The sequence below is a fragment of the Nocardiopsis terrae genome (assembly GCF_014651695.1).
GTDB classification, from domain to species: Bacteria; Actinomycetota; Actinomycetes; order Streptosporangiales; family Streptosporangiaceae; genus Nocardiopsis; species Nocardiopsis terrae.
Window position 1 is genome coordinate 1 of record NZ_BMXJ01000009.1, and the last position, 21,194, is coordinate 21,194.

Below are 21,194 nucleotides of genomic sequence, written 5' to 3' on the forward strand. Positions count from 1 at the left end.
CTGAGCTCAACGGCCGTCCTCGTCAGACCCTGGGCTGGGCTACCCCGGCCGAGGTCCTCAACGAGTTCCTCGTTGCAACAACCACTTGACCCCAAGGCGCCGAAATCGCCCCTGGTAGCAAGATCACCGGGGTTGGGGCGGTTTCGGAAGCAGCGGACACCCTGCTGGACGGGTTTCGGGCACCACGGACCTGGGACCGCCCTCCTCAGCGTCCGCCAGCACCCCGCCCCCGCTGGCGGTCCTCCGAAGCCGTCAGACCCCGGGAAGGGGCTCGGCCCCTGACCGCCCCGACCACACGCCCCCGTTTCCTGACAGCCGCCGATCCGCCGTCGTGGCGAAGCGGGTCAGGGTGGAGCGCCCGGAGCGAAGCAAGGACGTACGACCTCGACGCACGAAGCGAAAGACGGCCACACTCAGGCAGCCGGAAACGGGCCCCGGAGCACATGGGCAGACCCCAGCTCACAGGTGCCCGCTGAACCGAAGCAACATCAGGTCCGCGCACTCGGATGGCCCCTCGGACACGCCCTAGTAGGGCCCGTACGGGCCGTTGTTCTGGTTGCCGCCCACACCCTTGACGGCAGGGCGGACGTCCAGCAGGAAGATGAGGGTCGCGACCAGGCCCAGGATGACGAACATGCCGGTACCGGTCAGCACCGCGAGCAGTGAGACACCCGTCGCGACACCGGTGAGGATGACCCACAGCTTCTTGGTCTGCTTGTCCATCACCACGAAGGCCTGCTCCGAGGTGCGCAGCGCCTCAATGAACGCGTAGAGGCTGGCCACGAAGGTCACGAGGTAGATCAGCTGCCAGATCCAGAAGAACAAGACTCACTCCAGTCGCCACACGCGTCCGAACGGGGTTCCGCCCGCTCTCCACGGTAAACGGACAGCGGCCGAAGATCGTGCCCGGTGGAGTCAGGGATCACAGGTACCGACCGGCCGGTTCCCGACCGGCGCGGATCAGATCGGGATGTGCCAGAGACAGGTGACGGTGGCCAGCAGGAAGGCCGACGCCCCCATGATCACGGCACCCGCGTGGTACGGGAGTTCGTCGTCGGGCCGCAGGAGGCGGTTGACGCGCTGCATCACGGCGGGCTCAGCGGCCTGCGCGGCGGCCATCGCCCCCACCGGAACCGGGGCGGCACCCGCGGCACCGAAGCGCAGCAGCGCCATCGCGAGCTCACGGGAGGAACTCCTGCGCCGCGCCTGGTCGTCCGCGCACATCTCGATGAGCAGCGCGACGCTCTCGTAGTAGGTCCGCACCAGCCGCACCCGGGGGAAGGCCCTCTTGAGCGAGGAGAACGGCAGCAGCACCAGGTCGTGGCGCTGGCGCAGGTGGGCGTGCTCGTGTGCCAGGACGGCGGCGAGCTCGCGGGTGTCGAGCACCTCCAGAGCACCGGCGCTGATCACCACCTGGGAACGCAGCACACCGGGCAGGCAGTAGGCGGCGGCAGCGGGATGGTCGACCACCCTCGCACCGGGCACGTCGGGGTGTTCGCTGGCCACCAGTTCGAGGAGGTCGTGGTGGCGCCTGCGCACCCGGACCACCTGCACGAAGGAGGCGACGAGTCCGGAGAAGAGCACCAGGGTCAGGATGACCGCCAGGGCCACGGCCGCCAGGTGGCTGACGCCCTCGACCCCCTGGGAGAACTCGGCCAGGAGGAGCTCACCGGTGAACAGGTCGGTCGCGGCGGCCATCAGACCGCCCGCGGCACCGAGTTCGTAGGAGGACAGGCCGTAGGCCAGCAGCGCGCCGATGGTGGACACGCCCCAGGCCAGACCCAGGGCCTGCCAGGCGATGACAGCCGTGTAGGGACCGCGGGAGGGCCACTTCGCCCGATGGAGAGCCTCCATGGCGACGAGACAGCTCACTGCGACGAGGGTGAGGAGGGCGGCACTGACCATACGGACTAGTTCCTTGGCTGCTCGGTTTCCGCGAGTGCGCGCCGGAGCGCTTCAGCCTCCTGGCCGTCCATGGACTGGACGAAGGCGGCCAGGGCCGCGTCACGGTCCACCGTCTGACCGAGCGCGTCGAACATCAACTCCGACACGTAGCTCTCCCGGCTGGCTGCCGGACGGTACCGCCACGCACGACCCTCACGTGCCCGGTCGACGACCTTCTTCTTGGCCAGACGGTCGAGCACCGTCATGACGGTCGTGTGGGCCAGATCCCGCTCGGCGAGTGCTTTGCCGACCTCGCGAACCGTCATTGGTTCGTTGCGTGCCCACAGTACATCCATCACCGCGCGTTCAAGTTCGCCAAGCCGATTCATATACCTAAGTCTACGACGGGTAGTACTACTCACCGTGGCACCCCCTGGTTAAGCCCGGATCACCCGTGGGGAAGGGTTTCGAGGCCCCGCGGTCAGATCCGCGCGGCGGTCCCCGCGGCGGGTGCCACCATCCCCCGGGTGACCTGTGCCCCCGCCTCGGGTAGGGGTGGTGTCACACCGTTCGAGGGGGAGAGCATGGCCGACCGGATGCGGATCAGCCTGTCCCGGGGGGACATCACCGAACAGCACGTGGACGCGGTCGTCAACGCCGCCAACAGTTCCCTGCTGGGCGGCGGCGGGGTGGACGGGGCCATCCACCGCAAGGGCGGCGGGGCCGTTCTGGCGGAGTGCCGGAGACTGCGGGCCTCCCACTACGGCGGCGGCCTCCCCCCGGGTCAGGCGGTGGCGACGACCGCCGGGAACCTGCCCGCCCGCTGGGTGATCCACACCGTCGGCCCCGTGTACAGCACCTCCGAGGACCGTTCCGCCGTGCTGGCCTCCTGCTTCACCGAATCGCTGCGGGTCGCGCACGGACTGGGCGCGGAGTCGGTGGCCTTCCCCGCGATCTCCACCGGCGTGTACCGCTGGCCGCTGGACGACGCGGCACGGATCGCCGCCGACGCCCTGCACAACGCCGAGGTCACGGTGCCCAGGGTGGAGCTGGTGCTGTTCAGCGAGACCGCGCTGGCCGCGTTCCGCCGGGCGTTCGACACCGCCTGAACAAGCCGCGCGGGCACCGTGCGGGGACGCGCCTCGGCGCGTCCGGCGGGGCGGACCGCCGCCCCGGACGCGGGCGGGCGACCCGGTCCCCGCGCGCAGACCGGGTCCGTCGTACCCTCCGTTGCATGGGACACCGGCATCCGAGCAAGCTCAAGAACCCAGAGGTGAGTCACGCGCGCGCCCGCTGGCTGCTGCGCGCCGAACTCGCCGGGTGCGACGCCTGCCGGGCCGAGGGCGACGAGGACGCCCTGTCCGACCTGTCGTCAGGCGGCGTCTTCGACTCCCTGATCACGGGTTTCGTCCTGTCCCGTGTCCAACAGTGGCACTCCCCCAGCCGGCCCTCCCAGTACCCGGCGACGGTCTACCGCATCGCCCCCATCGACGAACGGGACTTCTGGCAGCCCCCCACCCAGCACTGCATGCGCGTGTGCACGGTGACGGGCGACGGGGTGGACACCGTCCCCGCGCTCCGGGAACTGCGCCTGATGTCGGCCGCGGACCGCTCCCTGGTCCTGGACGACATCATCGACGGGCTCGCCGAGACGGAAGGTTGAGACCTTGAAGCCCGCCCCCCAGCACCCACGACTCCCCCGGCTGCCCCTGTCGGCCCCGGCCATGTCCCCCAAGCACGACAAACCCATCGTCGGCCTGTGCGAGAGGTGCGGTGAGTACCTCAACGCCGGGGTGCGCACCTGCCCCAACTGCGGTCACTACAACCGCTGACCGCCGCCAGCCCCGGCTCCGGGGCGGGCGGCCGCAGCGGTTCCCGTTCAGCGGCCGGGGTCGGCGATCGGTGCCGGGTAGCCGCCGACCCCGCCCTCCTCCTGCCACGGGGTGTGGGCGCGAACCCCGGGCAGGTCCGCGAGCTCGGACACGTAGCGCCGCACGTACACGCCCCCGGGGTCGAAGCGGCGGGCCTGGCGCGAGGGGTTGAACGGGCGGTTGGGGCGGGTGTCGTTACCGGTCCCGGCCACCCACTGCCAGTTCCCGTACTCGTTGGCGACGTCTCCGTCGGTGAGGTGCGCGTCGAAGTGCGCGGCCCCCTCCCTCCAGTGCACGCGCAGCGTCCTGGTGAGGAAGGCGGCGGTGATCATCCGGGTGCGGTTGTGCATGAACCCCTCCCGGAGCAGCTGCCGCATACCCGCGTCCACGACCGGCACCCCGGTGCGCCCCTCCTTCCAGGCGGCGAGGGCGCCGGCGTCCCGGCGCCACTCGCGCTGGCGCGGCCGGTAGTCCCGGGTGTTGATCTCCGGGAAGATGGCCGTGACCTGGTGGTGGAAGTCGCGCCAGGCCAGTTGGCGGACGTACTCTGGGCCGCCGGGCAGGTCCCGGGCGCGCAGGGCCGCCTCCAGCGGTGACAGGCAGCCGAACCGCAGGTCGGCAGACAGGTGCGAGGTGGCGGCGCCGGGGAGGTCGTCGTGCCGGTCCCCGTAGTCGGCGAGACCGCCCCCGATCCAGGTCCGCAGGCGTTCCCGGGCCGGGGCCTCGCCGCCGCGGACACGGTCCGGGGCGAGGGTGCCGGCGCCGTCCGCCCCGTCCGCCAGGTCCGGCAGCTCGCCCGGGGCGGTCCCCTCCGGCAGCCGGAGGCGTTCGGGCGCGGGCAGGAGCTCACGGCGCTGCGCGGCCTCCCAGGCGCGCCAGTAGGGCGTGAACACCTTGTAGTGGTCGCCCCTGGCCGGGGTGAGGGCGCCGGGAGGGACGACGGTCAGTCCGGGGTGGGTGCGCACCTCCAACCCGGTGGCGCGCAGGTCGGACAACCGCCGCCGCGCGAAGGCGCTCACGCCCGCGCTCAGGTGGACGGTGCGCGCCCCGGTCTCCCGGGCCAGGGCGAGGACCTCGGCCGCCGTGTCGCCCCGGCGCAGGACCAGGTCGCCGCCGATCCCGCGCAGACCGGAGCGCAGGTCGGCGAGGGCCTCACCGAGGTGGGCGATGCGGTTGCGGGCTGCGCGGCGCAGCAGCGGGGGTTCGAGGACGAAGAGCGGCACGACCGTCCCGGAGTCGTGCAGCGCCGCGGTGAGCGCCGGATGGTCGTGCAGGCGCAGGTCCTGGGTGAACAGGACGACGGCGGGGACACCCAACGGGACTCCTTCACTTTGCGATACCAAAACACTACTACGGGTGTCCATTGGTGGTTGTCCGACGCCGGTCGGGGTAGGGGCCCAGCATGAACACACCTCCTCGGCCCGTCGTCGGGGTCTCCAGCTGCCTCATCGGCGCCCCGGTCCGCTACAACGGCGGCCACTCCCGCTACAAGTTCCTCACCGAGGAGCTGGACCGGCACGTGGACTGGCTGCCCGTCTGCCCGGAGGCGGAGATCGGCCTGGGGGTCCCCCGGCCGACCCTGCGGCTCCAGGACTCGGAGGGCTCCGACCGGGTGATCTCCAGCAAGGACGGGGCCGACCACACCGACGACCTCGCCGACGTCGCCGACCGGCACCTGCGGGAGCTGCGCCGCCTGGACGGCTACGTGCTCAAGAACAAGTCGCCGAGCTGCGGCCTGTACGCGCTTCCGGTGTTCGACGACAACGCCGACCGGCTGCGCGGGACCGGCCGGGGCGCCTTCGCCGCCCGGCTCACCGCCCTGCTGCCCGACCTGCCCGTCGAGGAACAGGGCCGCCTCTCCGACGCGGTGCTGCGCGAGCACTTCGTGGAGCGCGTGTTCGCGCACGCGCGGCTGCGCACCCTGCTGGACTCGGGTTGGCGCCCGCGCGACCTGGTGGAGTTCCACGCCCGGCACAAGCTCCAGCTGATGGCGCACTCCCCTGAGGGCTACCGGGAGACCGGAAGGATCGTGGCCCGGGTCGGCACCAGCACCCCCGAGGAGATCGCGGCCTCCTACTCGGAGGCCTTCCACCGGACGCTGGCGGTGAAGTCGAGCCGGGGCAAGCACGCCAACGCGCTCCAGCACGTCTTCGGGATGATCAGCCCGCTGCTGGACGACGCCCGCAGGCACGACCTGCTGGCCGGGATCGAGGAGTACCGGGAGGGGCAGGCGCCGCTCAGCCTTCCGGTGGCGCTGCTGCGGCACCACTGCGCGGCGGAGGACGTGGCGTGGGCCGACAGCCAGACCTACCTGCGCCCCTACCCCGACCCCCTGCGCCTTCGCCACCCGGTGGCGGTCTGACCGGGAACGGCGCGCCGGTCCGAACGGGAACGGGCCGGGAACAGGCCGCCGGCCCTTGAGAAGGCGCGTCGCATTTTCCACACGTAGAGAACACGTTCAACTACAGTGGGCCACATTCCTGGCCGTGTAGAACGCGGTTCCCGGCTGCCCCCGACCCGCGAGGTTCCGACGTGTTCGCCTCCTTCCCCCGACGCGCCGCCGTGCTCGTCTCCTCCTGCGCCGTCATCCTGGTCGCGGCCTCCCTGGCCACCGCGTCCCCGGAACTGCTGGTCGAGCGGATCACCAGTCACCTGAGCACCACCGGGCCCGAACTGGCCCACGGGCACGCGCGCCTCCCGCCGGCCTCCGACTCCACCCCCGCGCCGATCCCCCGCCCGGGCCAGGTCGCGGTCTGCGAGGAACCCGGCAGGGACGAGGTCGTCACCCTGGCCGACCCCGGAGCACCCGAAGGCGGGCGCCCCCTGTGGATCCGGCGCCCGCCCGGCCTGGACAGCGCCGACCTGCCCGTGCTCTACCTGCTGCACGGCTCCGCCTCCACCCACCGCACCCTGATGGACACGGACCTGGGCAGCCGCCTGGACCGGCAGATGTGCCGTTCGGGGGTCGAGTTCGTCATCGCCGCCCCGTACGGGCAGGAGAGCGGCGGCACCAACACCGAGTGGGGCGACGCCCACGACGGCCGGTTCGCGCTGGAGAGCTTCGTCACCGGCCCCGTCGTGGCCGCGGTGGAGGGCGAACACCCGCGCCCCGACTCCCTGCGGGCCATCGGCGGCTTCTCCATGGGCGGCTACGGCGCCGCCGCCCTGGCCCTGCGCAACCCCGACCTCTACTCCCAGGTGGTGAGCTGGGCCGGGTACTTCCGGGTCGACGACCCCCACGGCACCTTCGGCGAGGACACCGATCCGCACTCCCCGGACCTGCTGTTGGACCGGGAGGAGGTGCGCGACCTCCGGTTCATGCTGGTGGAGGGGCGCCGGGACCACACCCCGCTGCAGCGGGGAAGCATCCACGGCGAGGCCGAACGGTTCGCCGGGCTGCTCGGCGAGCGCGGTATGACGGTCACCACGCTCCATCCCCGGGGCGGCCACGACCTGGGCACGTGGAAGCGCACCTTCCCCGAAGCCGTGGACTTCCTGGTGGCCGGGTGGTCCGCCACGCCGTGACCCGGCCCGGGTCAACCCCGGCCCCCTCGGACGGTCCGGTGGGGAACAGTGTGTACCTTCGTCGCTGTTGACGACTACGGCTTGTACGCACGAACTGGAGGGACCACCGGTGTCCGGACCCGTTCCGTTGGGAGATCAGGCGTCGGTTCCCTCGAGGATCGCGACCGTCAGCCTGCACACCTCCCCCCTCGACCAGCCCGGCACCGGTGACGCCGGAGGGCTCAACGTCTACGTGGTCGAGGTGGCCCGCAGGATGGCCGAACGCAACGTGGCCGTGGACGTGTTCACCCGTGCGACCAGCCCCGAGCTCCCCCCGGTGGTCGAGCTCGCGCCGGGCGTGAACGTGCGGCACGTACCCGCCGGCCCCTACGGCCACCTAGACAAGAACGCCCTCGCCGACCACCTGTGCCCGTTCATCTTCGGGATGCTGCGCGCCGAGGCCCAGGGCGATCCGGGCCACTACGACCTCGTGCACGGCCACTACTGGCTGTCCGGCCGGGCCGGCGTGGTGGCCGCCCGCCGCTGGGGCGTACCGATGGTGCAGTCCATGCACACGATGGCCCGGGTCAAGAACGCCGCGCTCGCCGCGGGCGACGCCCCCGAACCGGAGGCGCGGGTCCGGGGCGAGGACCAACTGGTCCGCCAGGCCGACCGGCTCATCGCCAACACCGACGACGAGGCGCGCCAGCTCACCGGCTTCTACGGTGCCCGCAGCGAACAGATCAGCACCATCCCGCCCGGCGTCGACCTGGAGACCTTCACACCCGGCCCCCGCTCCGAGGCACTGCGGCGGATCGGGCTGCCCCACGACACCGAACTGCTGCTGTTCGTGGGCCGGGTCCAGCGGCTGAAGGCCCCGGACGTGCTCATCCGGGCCGCCGCCGAACTCCTCGAACGCGACCCGTCGCTGCGCTCCCGCCTGGTGGTGGGGATCGTCGGCGGGCTGTCCGGCGAAGGCAGACGCGAACCCGGCCTGCTCGCCGACCTCGCCCGCTCGCTGGGCGTGGCCGACGTGGTGCGGATGGAACCGCCGCAGAACCGCCGTCGGCTGGCCGACTACTACCGGGCCGCGACCGTGACCGTGGTGCCGTCCTACTCCGAGTCCTTCGGTCTGGTCGCCGTGGAGTCCCAGGCCTGCGGCACCCCGGTGCTGGCCGCCCGGGTGGGCGGGCTGACCACGGCGGTGTCCGCGGGGGTCTCCGGGGTCCTGGTCGAGGGACACGACCCGGGGCACTACGCCGCGGAGCTGGACCGGATGATCAACGAACCGGCCTGGCGTGCCAAGCTGGCCGGAGCGGCACCCGGGCACGCCGCCACCCTGGGGTGGTCGCGGACCGTGGACGAGCTGTTGGACGCCTACCGGGACGCCCTCGCCCCCGCTCCCGCCCCGTGCGGGCTCCGGATGGCCGCGTGCCGGTGACGGCCGTGTGCCGGGCAGGCGGAACGGGCCGGGCGGCGGACGGCGCCGAAGGAACGAGAGGGGAGAACGTGGGAACGGAATCGGTACGCGAGAGCGCGATCAGGGCGATCTCCGAGGCGGTGGCGGAGGCCGGGCTGGAGGTCGAGTGCCCGCGTGAGGGTTCGTTCCTGGTCACGATCCCCGGAACGGCCAAGCTGAAGACCATGGTGTGGTTGGAGGCCGGACCGCACAGCCTCACCCTGACCTCGTTCTTCTGCCGCCAGCCCGACGAGAACCACGCCGCGTTCTACCAGTGGCTGACCCGGCGCAACTCGGACACCTACGGGATGGCGTTCGCCTCCGACGAGGTCGGTGACGTGTACCTCCGGGGCCGTCTGCCGTTGGGCGGGGTGACCCCGGAGGAGGTGGACCGCCTTCTGGGCTGTGTGCTCACCTACTCGGACGAGAACTTCAACACCGCGCTGGAACTCGGCTTCGCCTCGGCGATCCGCAAGGAGTGGAAGTGGCGGACCGACCGCGGTCACGACACCCGCAACCTGAGGGCCTTCGCCCACCTGGCCGAGACCGGGGACGACCGGTAGACCCGTGCGGGCGCCGGCCCGGACCGGCCGGCGGAGCAAGGGTGCGAGCCGGGGGAAGAGCAGTGGGGGCGGCTGGCTAGGCTGGTCCCCATGGGAACTCTGGTACTGCTTCGACACGGTGAGAGCGTCTGGAACGCCAAGGGTCTGTTCACCGGCTGGGTGGATGTGGACCTGTCCGCGCAGGGCGAGGAGGAGGCCCGCCGCGGCGGCGAACTCCTGAAGGGCGCCGGGGTGACCCCGGACGTCCTGCACACCTCGCTGCTCAAGCGCGCGATCCGCACCGCGAACCTCGCGCTGGAGACCGCCGACCTGCACTGGCTGCCGGTCGAGCGCTCCTGGCGCCTCAACGAGCGCCACTACGGCGCCCTCCAGGGCAAGGACAAGGCGCAGACCCGTGAGGAGTACGGCGAAGACCAGTTCATGACCTGGCGCCGCTCCTACGACACGCCCCCGCCGCCCATCGCCGACGACGACCCCTACTCCCAGGCCGGGGAGAAGCGCTACGGGCTGCTCCCGCCGGAGCTGCTCCCGCGCACCGAGTGCCTCAAGGACGTCCTCGACCGCGCCCTGCCCTACTGGTACGACAGCATCGTCCCGGACCTGGCCGCGGGCCGGACCGTGCTGGTCGCCGCGCACGGCAACTCGCTGCGCGCGCTGGTCAAGCACCTGGACGGGGTCAGTGACACCGACATCGCCGGGCTGAACATCCCCACCGGCATCCCGCTGGTGTACGAGCTGGACGACCAGTTCAGGCCGACCAACCCGGGCGGCACCTACCTCGACCCGGAGGCCGCCAAGGCCGCCATCGAGGCCGTCGCCAACCAGGGCAAGAAGTAGCCCGGCTCACCCTCCCGCGCCCGTGCCGCCACCAGGCGGTGCGGGCGCGGCCGTTCCGGGGCCGGGACACCCGGGCGGCAGCGGGGCAGCGGGGCTCAGTAGACCAGGGCCTGGGCCCCGTCCCGGATGCTCTCCTCGACGAAGGCGGCCGCGCCCGCGATGCGCACGCCCCCGATCAGGTCCTCCCGGCCGAGGTCCCGGCGGGCCGCGCACTGGGTGCACACGGTGACGCGCCCGGCGGCGAGCACGGCGGCCAACAGGTCCTGGAGCGGGGCCGCGTGCGGGAGCTCGAAGTCCTCGGCCCGGCCGGGCAGCGCGAACCACGCGGATTCCCCGGTCAGCCAGAGCGAGACCTCGACCCCGCTCGCGACGGCCGCCGCCGCGACCGTGAAGGCCTGGTTGCAGCGCTCGGGGGAGTCAGCACCGACAGTGACCTTGATCACCAGGGAGCGAGTCATGCCGTCAGCCTACTGAGAACGCGGCGGCGGTGACGACCGCGCCCGCGATCGCGCAGACGGCGAAGGCCACCAGGAGCAGGACCGCCTCCCTGCGGCGGGGCGAGACCCGGGCCGGGCGCTCCAGCACCCCGTGCTCGACGCTGAGGGAACCGCCCTCCGGGGCGACCAGCACCACCCGGCCGTCCCGCACCCGGACCTGTCCGGTGACGCGCAGGCGGGCGCCCGGGCGGATGATCCACTCGCGGTACTCGAACTCGATGGTCTCGCCGCGGAAGACACCGGAGATCCTGCCCCGGACCCGGGGCAGGAGGTCGTCGGCGGCGGCCGCGACCCCGGGCTGGGGGCGGCCGACCAGGCGTTTGAGGCACAGTTCCGCGTCACGCGGCTCGGCGCCCCCGGGCGCCACGTAGACGCGCTCGGCCTGACCGGACCGGCCCTCGGCGACCAGGCCGAAGAGGTCCTCGGAACCGTAGTCGGCGATCGAGTCGCAGGCGCGCTCGCTGACCGCGCCGTCGGCCTGGTCACGGGCGAGCGGCCGGTAGTGGCGGAGCACCTCGTGGCCGTGCCACACGCACTCGGCCCCGGCCAGCCCGGACTCGATGGGTCCGGAGGGGCCGGGGGCGGCCACGCCGGTCAGGGTCACCCGCTGGCCCTCACGGGCCGCGAGGGCACTGGGGAGGAGCTGCGCGAGCCCCCGTTGCCGCAGCCAGCGGCGCAGCCCGATGACGGCCAGCGGCAGGAGGACCGCCGCGATGGCGAGCAGCGCCACACCGATCACCATTAACACAGGCAGCCCCTTTGGAAGCGAGTAGGAGGTCGACGACAACGGCGGGTGCAGAGCCCCTGTGACCGCACCGTGTCTGGTGACAATCTTTACCAGTTCTCCGGGAAAGCCGGGCCAATTGGGCATGTCCAGTCCAAGGCCCACCGGTTGCCCGGAGGGCGCCCGCGCGTGGGCGTCACCGCCACTCCCCGGTCACCGCTAGTCTCGATGGTTATGGACGCTGAGGTACACCCCGATCTGGAGAAACTGTCGTTCCTGTTCGGGCGCTGGGAGGGCGTCGGCGTCGCCGGTTACGCCGACGAGGAAGAGCTCCAGTTCGGGCAGGAGGTCGAGTTCACCGTCAGGGACGGTATGCCCTATCTGGACTATCGGAGCCGGGCCTGGCGGATGAAGGCCGACGGCACGCTCGGTGAGCTCATCACGGAGGAGTCCGGCTACTGGCGCGCCCTGTCGGAGGAGGACACCGCCCAGTACGCCAAGGACGACGACAAGAACATCATCCACCTGGAAGTGCTGATCGCCCACAACGAGGGGTTCATCGAGTCCTACCTGGGCAACGTGTTCGCGAACCGGGTGGAGATGGCCACCAACGCGGTGATGCACACCATCACCGGCCTGGAGGTCAAGGCCTCGCACCGCCTCTACGGGCTGTTCGGCGACAACCGCGACACCCTGGGCTACGCCTGGGACCTGGCCGCGCGCGGCCACGACCTGCGCTCCTACATGTCCGCACAGCTCAAGAAGGCCGGCGCGAAGTAGCACCGAAGGAACGCGACGGCCTCGAACAGGCCGGAAGCGGACAGGACGAACCCCGGGCTGTCTCCCGCATCGTGCGGGGCCGGATCGGACAAGGTCCGGCAGCCCGGGGTTCGGGTGTCCGTCTGGGATTCGCACGAACGACGTCGAGCGAATGCTCAGCGTCGCCCTAGCGGACGAACACCTCGCCAGTCCTAGAATCAACCATCTCTTGGACCACCTCCTTTCCTGCGTGCCTCCGAAGGTACGTGCCGTCGCCGGGGTGCGGCAAGTGATTTTCTGTGATCTGTATCCCCAGGTCAGAGCGGTGCTCTCGGAGCATTTGCCGGGCCGGATAACCTCTGCGGTATGACTTCGCCGCTGCTGACCACACCCGGTGCCGTGAGCGCCGACAGCCCCGACTCCGACGTCGCCGCGCACTACGGCGACCCCTCCCACGAGGCACGCGCGATCGAACGTTCGAGCGCCTGGGTGGACCGGAGCAACCGGGGCGTGGTGCGGGTGAGCGGACCCGACCGCCTGGGCTGGCTCAACGACATCACCAGCCAGCTGACCCGGGACCTCGCCCCCGGAAGCGCCACCGAGTCCCTGGTCCTGGACACCCGGGGGCACCTGCGCCACCACCTGTCCCTGGTGGACGACGGCGAGGCGGCGTGGATCCACACCGAGCCCGGCGGCGGCCCCGCGCTGGCGGAGTTCCTGGACTCCATGGTGTTCATGCTGCGGGTGGAGGTCGAGGACCTCTCCGGCTCCTTCGCCGTGCTGACCGTGCTCGGCCCGGACCGCGCGAAGGCCGCGGGCGCGGTCGAGGCCGCGGCCACCCGGGACACCGGGGACCAGACCGACCTGTTCGTGCCCTCGGGCGACCTCGTCGCCACCGCGGAGAAGCTCACCGCCGCCGGGGCGCGTCCGGCGGGGATGTGGCCCTACGAGGCACACCGGATCGCCGCGCACCGGGCCCGCCCCGGGCTGGACTCCGACGACCGCGCCATTCCGCACGAGATGGCCTGGATCGGCCCCGCCGTGCACCTGGAGAAGGGGTGTTACCCGGGCCAGGAGACGGTGGCGCGCGTGCACAACCTGGGCCGCCCGCCGCGCCGCCTGGTGATGCTGCACCTGGACGGGACCGCCGAACGCCTGCCGAAGGTGGGCAGCGACATCGAACTGGGCGGACGCAGAGTCGGCCGGGTGGGCACCTCCGCCCGCCACCACGAGCTGGGCCCGATCGCCCTCGGGTTGGTCAAGCGCACCGCCCCGGTCGACGCGGACCTGGTCGTGGACGGCATCGCCGCGGGCCAGGAGGTCATCGTGGACCCGGACACCGGAGCCAACGCCAAGCTCGACGACTTCCGCCGCAAACCGAGGTAGCCGGGACGCCCCGAACGGGAGGGAGCCGGTTCAGCCGACGGGAGGGCCCGGCTCAGCCGGGTCGCAGGTCGCTCTGCCCGGAGACCAGGACGTGCGCGAACTCGGTGCCGACCGGAGCCAGGAACATGATGTGCGTGGTGACGGTCGCGCCCGGGGCGATCTCACCCCAGAAGTAGTCGTAGGCGACGGTGTGCTCGGCGTCGATGTCGTTGCCGAACGACCGGCCGTCCGTGGTCGTGCCCACCGTCCCCGAGCTGTCGAAGATTGCCGGGGAGGAGCCCTCGTTGGTGACGTTGAGCCGGTAGATGTGGTACTCCCAGCCGGACGGGGCCTCGGCGTAGGAACCCCTGCCGTTGGTGACGGTGGGGTCGGTGTAGGCCGTCTCGACATGGACCCGGAAGACGCCGACCGCCGTGCTGGCCCCGTCGTAGGAGGAGGGCGGGACGGAGTCGGGCTCCGCCGGGGTCCGCGGCTCCGCGGGCTCCGGGGCCGGTTCGGGCTCGGTCCCCTCAGGTTCGGCCTCCTCCGCCCCTGGTTCCCCCTGTTCCGGGGACTCCGGTGCGGATGCGGGCCCGGAGGACGACTCCTCCTCTCCGAGCACCACCTGGACGTTCGGCAGGGAGAGCGAGCTCAGCGCGAGCAGAGTGACCGCGAACGCCGCCCCGGCGACGATCACCGCCACGGGGATCGCGAGGACGCGTACCACCGTGGAGACCCGCCCCGGTGACGGCGGACGGGGATCACTCGTACTCATACCACTGAGACGCGGATCACGCCCCGGACATTCCGGGGCCGGGTCCTTCCCTGCCGCCAGGGGCCGACGGGACCAGGGAGGACGGTTCACGTCTCGTCGGGCACCCGGCGGTCGAACACGCCTCCGCCCCGTGTCGCCGGACCCGGTCCGGGCCCAGGAGAAAGAAACCGCCCCAGAACCAGACCAAGAGCACAAAGAAGACTTCCAAAAATCAAGAAGAGAACGTCCGGGCCCCGGAAAGAAAAGTGTGTCCACGGCGACATGATTCATGTCTGACTTCGAGGGGATGAAAGAAAACACCTACCTGACCAACCTCACAGCACCGGGGAACTATTGCAGTTCAGAAACGTTCTCATCGCAGGACCGGACGAACACAGATTCCACTATGTGGCCCAATCATTGGCAGAACGGGGTTTCGCGGTCACCTGGGCCCGCTCGCCGGAGGAGCTCCTGAGCAGGCCGGACGTACTGCCGAACGCGGCCGCCCTCGTGATCGACACGGCCACCGCCTCGGGGCGGAGGCCACAGGCCGAGTGGTTCGCACTGCTGGACCGCTCGATGCCCCGCCACCACGGCGTCCCGGTCTTCCTCGCCCCGTCCCCGGAGGCGACGGACCTGGAACCACTCCTCCCCGGGCGCACCGTGGCCGGCTACGTCCTCCCCGAGGAGGACACCGCCGACTTCATCGCGGGACGGATCAGCGCGGCGGTCGAGGAGTCGTCCCTCCCCCACCTGCCTCCGTTCTTTCAGGCGCTGGTGGAGTTCGACCGGGGAAAACCCTATTCCTGGCACACACCCGGCCACGCCGGCGGTGTCGCCTTCCTCAAATCCACCGTCGGACGCGCTTTCTTCGAATACTACGGCGAGAAACTCTTCCGGACCGACCTTTCGGTATCAGCCCCCGGCCTCGGTTCCCTTCTCGAACACCAGGGACCGATCGGCGCAGCGGAACGCAATGCCGCACGCGTCTTCGGGTCCGATTTCACGTTCTTCGTTCTCAACGGCACCTCGTCAGCCGATCGGATCGTCGGCCATCACTGCCTCGCGCCGGAGGACACGGTGCTGGTCGACCGCAACTGCCACAAGGCGATCGTGCACGCGCTCGTCATCAGCGGCGCCCAGCCGGTGTACATGCTCCCCACTCGCAACCGGTTGGGGCTGATCGGCCCCGTCACACCGGCACAGCTGAACGCCGCGGGCACGGGAGCGGACTCCGGTGCCCGAATGGCCGTGGTGACCAACTCGACCTACGACGGAGTGTGCTACGACGCCATCCGGGTCAGCGGACTCCTGTCCCGGACCACCGGCCGCGTGCACTTCGACGAGGCGTGGTTCGGCTACGCCCGCTTCCACCCCCTCTACCGCCGGCGGTACGGCATGTCCGTGCACGCCGAGTCCCTTCCCGGCCCGGAAAGACCGACGGTGTTCAGCACACAGTCCACCCACAAGGTCCTGGCGTCGATCTCCCAGGGGGCCATGCTGCACGTGCGTTCGGCACCACGCGCCCCGGTGTCCGCCGAGCAGCTGAACGAGACCTACGTGATGCACGCCAGCACCTCACCGCTCTACCCGATGATCGCCTCGCTCGACGTGGCCACGGGGATGCTGGACGGCCCCTCGGGGCACAACCTGGTCGATGACGCGATACGCGAGGCGGTCCGTTTCCGTCAGGCCTTCCTGAGACTCCGCGATTCCCCGGCCGGAGACACTTCCCGCTGGTTCTTCGACCTGTGGCAGCCCCCGGACGTCCCCGACCCCGTATCCGGGGACCGTCTGCCCTTCGCCGAGGCGCCCCTGGAACTCCTCGTCTCCGAGAACCGTTGCTGGGAACTCGAACCCGACGCCGACTGGCACGGTTTCCAGGGGTTGGAGAGCGGCTACTGCATGCTCGACCCCCTCAAGGTCACCATCGTGTGCCCGGGCGCACGCTTCGGCGGAGACGACGGCGTGTGGGGGATCCCGGCACCAGTGCTGGCCGCCTATCTGGAGACCCAGCGGATCATGGTGGAGAAGACGAGTGCCTACACGATCCTCGTCCTGTTCTCCCTGGGCAACACCCGAGCCAAGAGCCTGGGGCTGCTCAAGGCCCTCCAGCACTTCAAGGACCTGTACGACGACCGGGCGCCGATGATCGAGGCCCTCCCCGACCTGGCCAGAGAACATCCTTCGCACTACGCCGGACTGACCCTGCCCGAGCTGTGTTCAAAGCTGCACGCGCACTACGAACGAGCGGACCTGACCAGCCTGTTGGATCTGGCCTTCACCGAACTACCGGAAGCACCCCTCACCCCGGCGCAGTGCCACCGCAGCGTCCGCCGGGGTGAGGTCGACCGGGTCCCGCTCGCGCAGGCAGCCGACCGGGTCGCCGCTTCCACCGTCGTGGCCACGCCTCCGGGAATCCCTCTGCTGCTGCCGGGGGAACGGACGGGTCCCGTTGACGGAGCACGCCTGCGCTACCTGAGGGCGATGGAGGAGCAGGAACGCTCCTTTCCCGGGTTCGGCACCGGAATCCACGGCATCGAACGCGACGGGGAGACCGGAGCGCACGCGATCAACTGCCTGCCCCGTCGAACCGCGTGAGCCGTCGAACACCGCGAGGCACCCGCGGAGACGACGGAGCCCGGTGCGGGGAGGACCCCCGCACCGGGCTCACACGTGTCCGGGCACTCCGCTAGCGCAGGGCGGCGGTCAGGCGCTCGTCGTGCAGGCGCTCGCCCCAGGAGGCGGGCAGCGGGTTCAGCTGGCCCACACGCCAGCGCAGCAGCAGATCGGCCAGCTCAGGGTTGCGCGGCAGGGCCGGGCCGTGCAGGTAGGTGCCCAGAACCTGCCCCTGGTAGGCGCCCTCGGTGTGGTCGTCGTTCCCGATGCCCTTCACCGTGGTGGACAGCGCACGGGCCTGCGGGCCGATCACGGTACGGCCCTGGTGGTTCTCGAAGCCGGTGATCCGGCCGACGCCCAGGGCCGGATCGACGTCGGCGACGATCTCGCCCACGGCGCGGGTCTGGCCGCGGCCGCTGCGGATGTCGAGGATCCCCACCCCGGGAAGCGGGTTGGACTCGTCGTCGCCGTAGCTCTCCCCGATGATCTGGTATCCCGCGCAGACCGCGAACACGCACGCGCCGCGCGCGGCGGCCCGGGCCAGCCCGCCGTCGGCGCGCAGGCGGTCGGCGGCCAGGATCTGCGGCCGGTCCTCGCCGCCGCCGAGCAGGTAGATGTCGCCCTGCTCGGGCACCGGGTCGCTGGAGTGCACGTGCACGATCTCGGTGGGGATGCCGCGCAGCTCGGCGCGGCGCTTGAGGATGAGGACGTTGCCCTGGTCCCCGTAGGTGCTGAGCAGATCGGGGTAGATCCACACGATCCGCAGGGCGCTGCTGGTGTTCGACATGTGTGTCTCCCCTACTGGACGCGGCCGTACGCCGTGCGGATCTGCTGGAAGGCTGTGTAGTTGGCGATGACGTCGACCTTGGTGATGTCGGGGCGCTCGGCCTTGAGCCGGCCCAGCACCTCGTCCACGCGGTCGGCGACCTCGAAGGGCACCCCGTCGGTCTCCAGGCGCAACGCCAGGTCCGTGCGGCGCTCACCCATGACGAACACCCTCCGGTCGCGCAGGACCGTGTAGTCCACGTCCCACAGCCAGGAGGTGTCCTTGCCGTCGGGGATCTGCGCGTTGACCGCGAGGATCACGGGGACCCGGGGCGGGTCCAGGACCGCGAAGGACTCCAGCCACCCGGCCGGGTTCTTGGCGAGCAGCAGGCGGACCTCGACCCCCATGGTGACCACGGAGGTGTAACGTCCGGCCACCGACGTGACCTCGCGCAGCCGTTCGATGGTGCGTTCGGGGTGCATCCCGTAACCGGCCGCGGTGGCCGCGGCGATCGCCGCGTTGGCGCGGTTCGCGTCACCGGGGAGGTTCATCCGGAGCTTGATCCGCTGACCGCCGGGGACGACCAGGGAGTCGTCGGCGTTGTCCACCTCCCAGGTGGTCCGGGGACGCGCCAGGCCGCACTCGGGGCACTCCCAGTACGGGTCGACCTCGCGCTTGAGGTGACCGCCGCACTCGGGGCAGCACCAGGAGTCCTCCTTCCAGCGCTGCCCGGCCGACACCCAGGTGGCGTTGGGGGCGCCCAGCCCGGCCCAGGCCACGAGCGGGTCGTCGGCGTTGGCGATGACGTGGGTGTTGGTCTGCGAGAGGGCGGTGCGCCACTTCTTCGCGAGCAGGTTGATCTCCGAGGCGCGGTCCATCTGGTCGCGGCTCAGGTTCATCAGGACCACGAAGGCGGGGTTGGTGGCCTTGAGGACCTGCGGGAGGTACTTCTCGTCCACCTCCAACACGCCGTTGACGGCCGCCTTGTTGTCGGCCAGTGCCGTGATGTGCCCGGTGGGCATGTTCGCGCCGTGCTCGTTGGTGGCCACGTCGCCGTACTCGCGCAGGGCCTGCGCGATGAGCCGGGTCGTGGTCGTCTTTCCGTTGGTCGCGCTGACCAGGGCCAGGCGGCGGCCCTGGGCGAGCTTGGCGAGCAGGTCCGGTTCGACCTTGAGGGCGACGCGCCCACCGATGACGGAGCCGTCTCCGCGTCCGGTGGCCCTGGACAGGCTTGCTGCGCTCCTGCCCAGTACCGAGGCCAGTTGGGCGCGCAAGGGAAGCTCGCTCATCAAATCTCCACGATCGCTAGATCACCCGCACGAACACACTTCGGCGGCGGGCGATGTGTCGGGCCAAGCCTATTGTCCATCGACCCTCAGACCCGCCAGTCCAAACGCTCGGGCGGCGGCCCGAGATTGGGCGGAACCCGCTCCGGGTCGGACAGGTCGACGGTCCGCACCGGTTCCGGGGCCTGCCCGCCGTCGACCCCGTTCGGCGTCTGGGGCGTGTCGGCCCGCACGGCCCCGCCCGGCGGCACGATCCGGGGTCTGACCTCCGGCGGACGCCGTCCGCCCCCCGGGTCCCCCGCGGTGCCGTCGGTGGCACCACCGTGCCCGGCACCCCCGCCCGCACCGGTGTTCCGGGCGTCCTCCGCCGTGGCCAGGGTGGCCGTGGACAGGGTGAGGATACCCGGGTTGGTGTCGGCGACGACCGGGCCGTCGGGTGTCAGGACCAGAGCCGCGGTGGGCGGCAGCTCCCGCAGCGCCTCGGCGTCCAGTCCGCTGGTACGGATGTCCGGTCTCTCCTGTGCCTCGCTCCGGACGGAGGTGTCGGCTCCCTCGGCCCGGGCCGTGGCACGCCCCCAGGCCGTGGCAGATCTCACATGACGGACCAGGTCGAGCGGGGCGACCGCGGCGGCCGCGTTGCGGATGAGGGCGCCGGACTCGGTGTGCGGGGAGGGGAAGAGGGGTTCCTCGTCGGCGCTCTCACCGGGTTCGGAGCCGTCCGGCCCGGTGACCGGTCCGGCCACCTCGTCACCGATCACCTCGGTGAGCCGGTGCAGTTCCAGGCGCCGCGGGTCCGCCGCTCCCCCTGCGGCGGCGACCGCGTTCCCGACCTCCTCGGCCCCGTCCGGTTGGCGCATCACGACCGGCAGACAGGCGGGGTCGGTGAAGCGTTCCAGGGCGGCGGGCACCGCGGTGCGGAACATCAGGACCACCTCCACCCCGCCCTTCGCGGCGGCGTCGAGAACCTGGTCCACCTCCTCGTCGGGGAGCGTCTCGGCCCCGCAGACGACCACGCTGCGGGTCCGGTCCGGCCCGGCTCCGCGCGAACGGCCGCCGACCGGGGACGGTTCGGGCGCGCGGGTATCCAGCAGCTCGCTGAGCGCGGCCACGGCGTAGGTCCCGTAGACCCGGGCCGCGGCCTGCCCCGAGGCCCGGTCCGTGGAGATGATCTTGACCTGTGCGTAGGCGCCGTCGTCGGCGCGGGTACCGACCGCTTCGAAGGGGCTGAGCCGGTTCTCAAGCGCCCAGGCCCGCTCCCGCACCCCCGGGTCGTCGGCGCAGCGGGCACGGACCCGGAGGCGCTCCTCCCGGGTGAGCAGGGCCAGGGCCGGGTCGTCCTCGGCGGCGTCCTCCTGCGGGGTCACCAGGGCGCGCAGCCCCCCGATGAGCCGGGCTATGCCCACGCCGGGGCCGAGCACCTCCAACAACCTCAGCAGCAGGGTCTCGTCGGCGTCCACGTCCTCGAGCTGACCGGAGGCGGCGGCCACCGCGGAGAGGATCCGGGCGCGCTGACCGGCGTCCAGGTTGGTACCCAGGGTCATCCTGGGCAGGTCGGCCGGGAGTACCCATCGGCGGGGTTCCACCGCGCAGCGCCGGGCCAGGTTGACGAGTTCACGGGCGACGGAACGGCCGGTGAGGTCGACGACGGTGAGATCACCGCCCTCCCGGAGCCGGGACACCCCGATGGTGGTGAGCAGCGCCGACCAGCCAGCGTCGGTACCGCCGACCACGAGCACCGCCGAGGTCCCGGAGGGCACGGTCAGTCCGTACCAGCGCGGCTGGGCCTCGTAGGCGCGCGCGGCGGCCTGCCACTCGGTGTACCGGTGTGCGTGTCGGCGCTGCTGTTCGTGCAGGGCCCGCTCGCGTTCGGCCCGCTGCTCGGCCAGCCGCTCCCTGGCCCGGGCGAGCCGGTCGGCCATGACCTGCCGACTCTGCACGAGGGCGAAGACCACCGGTGCGGCGATCGCCGTACAGGCCAGCACCCCGCCCAGGGCCAGGCTGCCCGGCAGGATCCGCAGGTTCCACAGCAGCGGAAAGGCCAGGGTGAGGAGCCCGAGCCCCGCCAGGGTGAAGTAGAGCGGCCGGTTGGTCCGCGCCTCGCTGTCGAGCTGCCCGGAGACCCACTCCTCGCTGAGCGCCTCGAAGTCCGCGGGCGCGGGGCGGCGCGGGGCGGGGCCCGGTGGTGGAAGCACGATCCTGTGCCGCCAGCCGATGTAGGTGCGTCCCGTCTCGCCCCGGGGCGTGCTGGCCCCGGTCGCCGACGACCGTGGTGTGGGCACCGTCCGTACACCTCCTGACCGGCGGGA

21 protein-coding genes are annotated in these 21,194 nt (G+C 71.6%); 11 read left to right on the forward strand and 10 right to left on the reverse strand.

Annotated elements, in window-relative coordinates:
* Positions 1-525: 525 nt before the first annotated feature.
* The 3 genes from IE195_RS23260 to IE195_RS23270 form a co-directional block, all read right to left on the reverse strand.
* Entirely contained in the window at positions 526-825 is a 300-nt protein-coding gene (locus IE195_RS23260; RefSeq protein WP_191275256.1) for a DUF2516 family protein, read from the reverse strand.
* A gap of 135 nt (positions 826-960) precedes the next feature.
* Positions 961-1,905, reverse strand: coding sequence for a M56 family metallopeptidase (locus IE195_RS23265; protein ID WP_191275258.1), 945 nt, complete (start codon positions 1,903-1,905; stop codon positions 961-963).
* 5 nt (positions 1,906-1,910) lie between these two features.
* A complete protein-coding gene (locus IE195_RS23270; RefSeq protein WP_191275260.1) occupies positions 1,911-2,273 on the reverse strand; it encodes a BlaI/MecI/CopY family transcriptional regulator in 363 nt (120 codons plus the stop codon).
* A gap of 195 nt (positions 2,274-2,468) precedes the next feature.
* Between IE195_RS23270 and IE195_RS23275 the strand changes: the two genes are divergently transcribed.
* From IE195_RS23275 to IE195_RS23285, 3 genes are all read left to right on the forward strand, one after another.
* Positions 2,469-2,993 (forward strand): O-acetyl-ADP-ribose deacetylase, encoded by a 525-nt coding sequence (locus IE195_RS23275; RefSeq protein WP_191275262.1) that lies wholly within the window; start codon positions 2,469-2,471, stop codon positions 2,991-2,993.
* Between the two features lie 125 nt (positions 2,994-3,118).
* Positions 3,119-3,547 carry a hypothetical protein gene (locus tag IE195_RS23280; protein WP_191275264.1) on the forward strand — a complete coding sequence of 143 codons (429 nt, stop codon included), beginning with the start codon at positions 3,119-3,121 and terminating at the stop codon, positions 3,545-3,547.
* Positions 3,548-3,551: 4 nt separating this feature from the next.
* On the forward strand, positions 3,552-3,716 hold the full coding sequence (locus IE195_RS23285) for a hypothetical protein (protein ID WP_191275266.1): 165 nt from the start codon (positions 3,552-3,554) through the stop codon (positions 3,714-3,716).
* 47 nt (positions 3,717-3,763) lie between these two features.
* On the opposite strand, the gene IE195_RS23290 is transcribed toward IE195_RS23285, so the two are convergent.
* A complete protein-coding gene (locus IE195_RS23290) occupies positions 3,764-5,071 on the reverse strand; it encodes a cryptochrome/photolyase family protein (protein ID WP_191275268.1) in 1,308 nt (435 codons plus the stop codon).
* A gap of 86 nt (positions 5,072-5,157) precedes the next feature.
* Between IE195_RS23290 and IE195_RS23295 the strand changes: the two genes are divergently transcribed.
* The 5 genes from IE195_RS23295 (at position 5,158) to IE195_RS23315 (ending at position 10,118) form a co-directional block, all read left to right on the forward strand.
* Positions 5,158-6,117, forward strand: a complete 960-nt coding sequence (locus IE195_RS23295) for a YbgA family protein (protein ID WP_191275270.1) — start codon at positions 5,158-5,160, stop codon at positions 6,115-6,117.
* Between the two features lie 170 nt (positions 6,118-6,287).
* Positions 6,288-7,280: an alpha/beta hydrolase gene (locus tag IE195_RS23300; RefSeq protein ID WP_191275272.1), complete on the forward strand. Its 993-nt coding sequence runs from the start codon at positions 6,288-6,290 to the stop codon at positions 7,278-7,280.
* A 109-nt stretch (positions 7,281-7,389) separates the two neighbouring features.
* Complete coding sequence (gene mshA, locus IE195_RS23305) at positions 7,390-8,700, forward strand: D-inositol-3-phosphate glycosyltransferase (protein ID WP_191275274.1); 1,311 nt, start codon at positions 7,390-7,392, stop codon at positions 8,698-8,700.
* A 68-nt stretch (positions 8,701-8,768) separates the two neighbouring features.
* Positions 8,769-9,281, forward strand: a complete 513-nt coding sequence (locus tag IE195_RS23310) for a YbjN domain-containing protein (protein ID WP_191275277.1) — start codon at positions 8,769-8,771, stop codon at positions 9,279-9,281.
* A gap of 90 nt (positions 9,282-9,371) precedes the next feature.
* Positions 9,372-10,118 (forward strand): phosphoglyceromutase, encoded by a 747-nt coding sequence (locus IE195_RS23315; RefSeq protein ID WP_191275279.1) that lies wholly within the window; start codon positions 9,372-9,374, stop codon positions 10,116-10,118.
* A gap of 95 nt (positions 10,119-10,213) precedes the next feature.
* Here the strand turns inward: IE195_RS23315 and IE195_RS23320 are convergent, their stop codons facing one another.
* Together IE195_RS23320 and IE195_RS23325 are read right to left on the reverse strand one after the other, a co-directional pair.
* Positions 10,214-10,576 carry a DsrE family protein gene (locus IE195_RS23320; RefSeq protein ID WP_191275281.1) on the reverse strand — a complete coding sequence of 121 codons (363 nt, stop codon included), beginning with the start codon at positions 10,574-10,576 and terminating at the stop codon, positions 10,214-10,216.
* A gap of 4 nt (positions 10,577-10,580) precedes the next feature.
* Positions 10,581-11,357, reverse strand: a complete 777-nt coding sequence (locus IE195_RS23325; RefSeq protein WP_191275283.1) for a GIDE domain-containing protein — start codon at positions 11,355-11,357, stop codon at positions 10,581-10,583.
* Positions 11,358-11,573: 216 nt separating this feature from the next.
* Here IE195_RS23325 and IE195_RS23330 point away from each other — a divergent pair, with 216 nt between their 5' ends.
* Positions 11,574-12,119: a nitrobindin family protein gene (locus IE195_RS23330; protein WP_191275285.1), complete on the forward strand. Its 546-nt coding sequence runs from the start codon at positions 11,574-11,576 to the stop codon at positions 12,117-12,119.
* A 345-nt stretch (positions 12,120-12,464) separates the two neighbouring features.
* Entirely contained in the window at positions 12,465-13,484 is a 1,020-nt protein-coding gene (gene ygfZ / locus IE195_RS23335) for a CAF17-like 4Fe-4S cluster assembly/insertion protein YgfZ (protein WP_191275287.1), read from the forward strand.
* A 52-nt stretch (positions 13,485-13,536) separates the two neighbouring features.
* Here the strand turns inward: ygfZ and IE195_RS23340 are convergent, their stop codons facing one another.
* On the reverse strand, positions 13,537-14,238 hold the full coding sequence (locus IE195_RS23340; RefSeq protein ID WP_191275289.1) for a DUF4352 domain-containing protein: 702 nt from the start codon (positions 14,236-14,238) through the stop codon (positions 13,537-13,539).
* 387 nt (positions 14,239-14,625) lie between these two features.
* Between IE195_RS23340 and IE195_RS23345 the strand changes: the two genes are divergently transcribed.
* Positions 14,626-16,818, forward strand: coding sequence for an Orn/Lys/Arg family decarboxylase (locus IE195_RS23345; protein ID WP_268249194.1), 2,193 nt, complete (start codon positions 14,626-14,628; stop codon positions 16,816-16,818).
* 91 nt (positions 16,819-16,909) lie between these two features.
* On the opposite strand, the gene IE195_RS23350 is transcribed toward IE195_RS23345, so the two are convergent.
* The 3 genes from IE195_RS23350 to IE195_RS23360 form a co-directional block, all read right to left on the reverse strand.
* A complete protein-coding gene (locus IE195_RS23350) occupies positions 16,910-17,623 on the reverse strand; it encodes a type 1 glutamine amidotransferase (protein ID WP_191275293.1) in 714 nt (237 codons plus the stop codon).
* Positions 17,624-17,634: 11 nt separating this feature from the next.
* The gene (locus IE195_RS23355; RefSeq protein WP_191275294.1) at positions 17,635-18,891 is read right to left on the reverse strand and encodes a Mur ligase family protein; all 1,257 of its coding nucleotides are present in this window, start codon (positions 18,889-18,891) and stop codon (positions 17,635-17,637) included.
* 86 nt (positions 18,892-18,977) lie between these two features.
* A complete protein-coding gene (locus IE195_RS23360; RefSeq protein WP_191275296.1) occupies positions 18,978-21,167 on the reverse strand; it encodes a hypothetical protein in 2,190 nt (729 codons plus the stop codon).
* Between the last annotated feature and the right edge of the window lie 27 nt (positions 21,168-21,194).

Coding starts and splice junctions, on each gene's coding strand:
- IE195_RS23265 (WP_191275258.1), bottom strand. CDS start 1,905: ATGGTCAGTGCCGCCCTCCTCACCCTCGTCGCAGTGAGCTGTCTCGTC.
- IE195_RS23270 (WP_191275260.1), bottom strand. CDS start 2,273: ATGAATCGGCTTGGCGAACTTGAACGCGCGGTGATGGATGTACTGTGG.
- IE195_RS23275 (WP_191275262.1), top strand. CDS start 2,469: ATGGCCGACCGGATGCGGATCAGCCTGTCCCGGGGGGACATCACCGAA.
- IE195_RS23280 (WP_191275264.1), top strand. CDS start 3,119: ATGGGACACCGGCATCCGAGCAAGCTCAAGAACCCAGAGGTGAGTCAC.
- IE195_RS23295 (WP_191275270.1), top strand. CDS start 5,158: ATGAACACACCTCCTCGGCCCGTCGTCGGGGTCTCCAGCTGCCTCATC.
- IE195_RS23315 (WP_191275279.1), top strand. CDS start 9,372: ATGGGAACTCTGGTACTGCTTCGACACGGTGAGAGCGTCTGGAACGCC.
- IE195_RS23320 (WP_191275281.1), bottom strand. CDS start 10,576: ATGACTCGCTCCCTGGTGATCAAGGTCACTGTCGGTGCTGACTCCCCC.
- IE195_RS23325 (WP_191275283.1), bottom strand. CDS start 11,357: ATGGTGATCGGTGTGGCGCTGCTCGCCATCGCGGCGGTCCTCCTGCCG.
- IE195_RS23330 (WP_191275285.1), top strand. CDS start 11,574: ATGGACGCTGAGGTACACCCCGATCTGGAGAAACTGTCGTTCCTGTTC.
- ygfZ (WP_191275287.1), top strand. CDS start 12,465: ATGACTTCGCCGCTGCTGACCACACCCGGTGCCGTGAGCGCCGACAGC.
- IE195_RS23340 (WP_191275289.1), bottom strand. CDS start 14,238: ATGAGTACGAGTGATCCCCGTCCGCCGTCACCGGGGCGGGTCTCCACG.
- IE195_RS23350 (WP_191275293.1), bottom strand. CDS start 17,623: ATGTCGAACACCAGCAGCGCCCTGCGGATCGTGTGGATCTACCCCGAT.
- IE195_RS23355 (WP_191275294.1), bottom strand. CDS start 18,891: ATGAGCGAGCTTCCCTTGCGCGCCCAACTGGCCTCGGTACTGGGCAGG.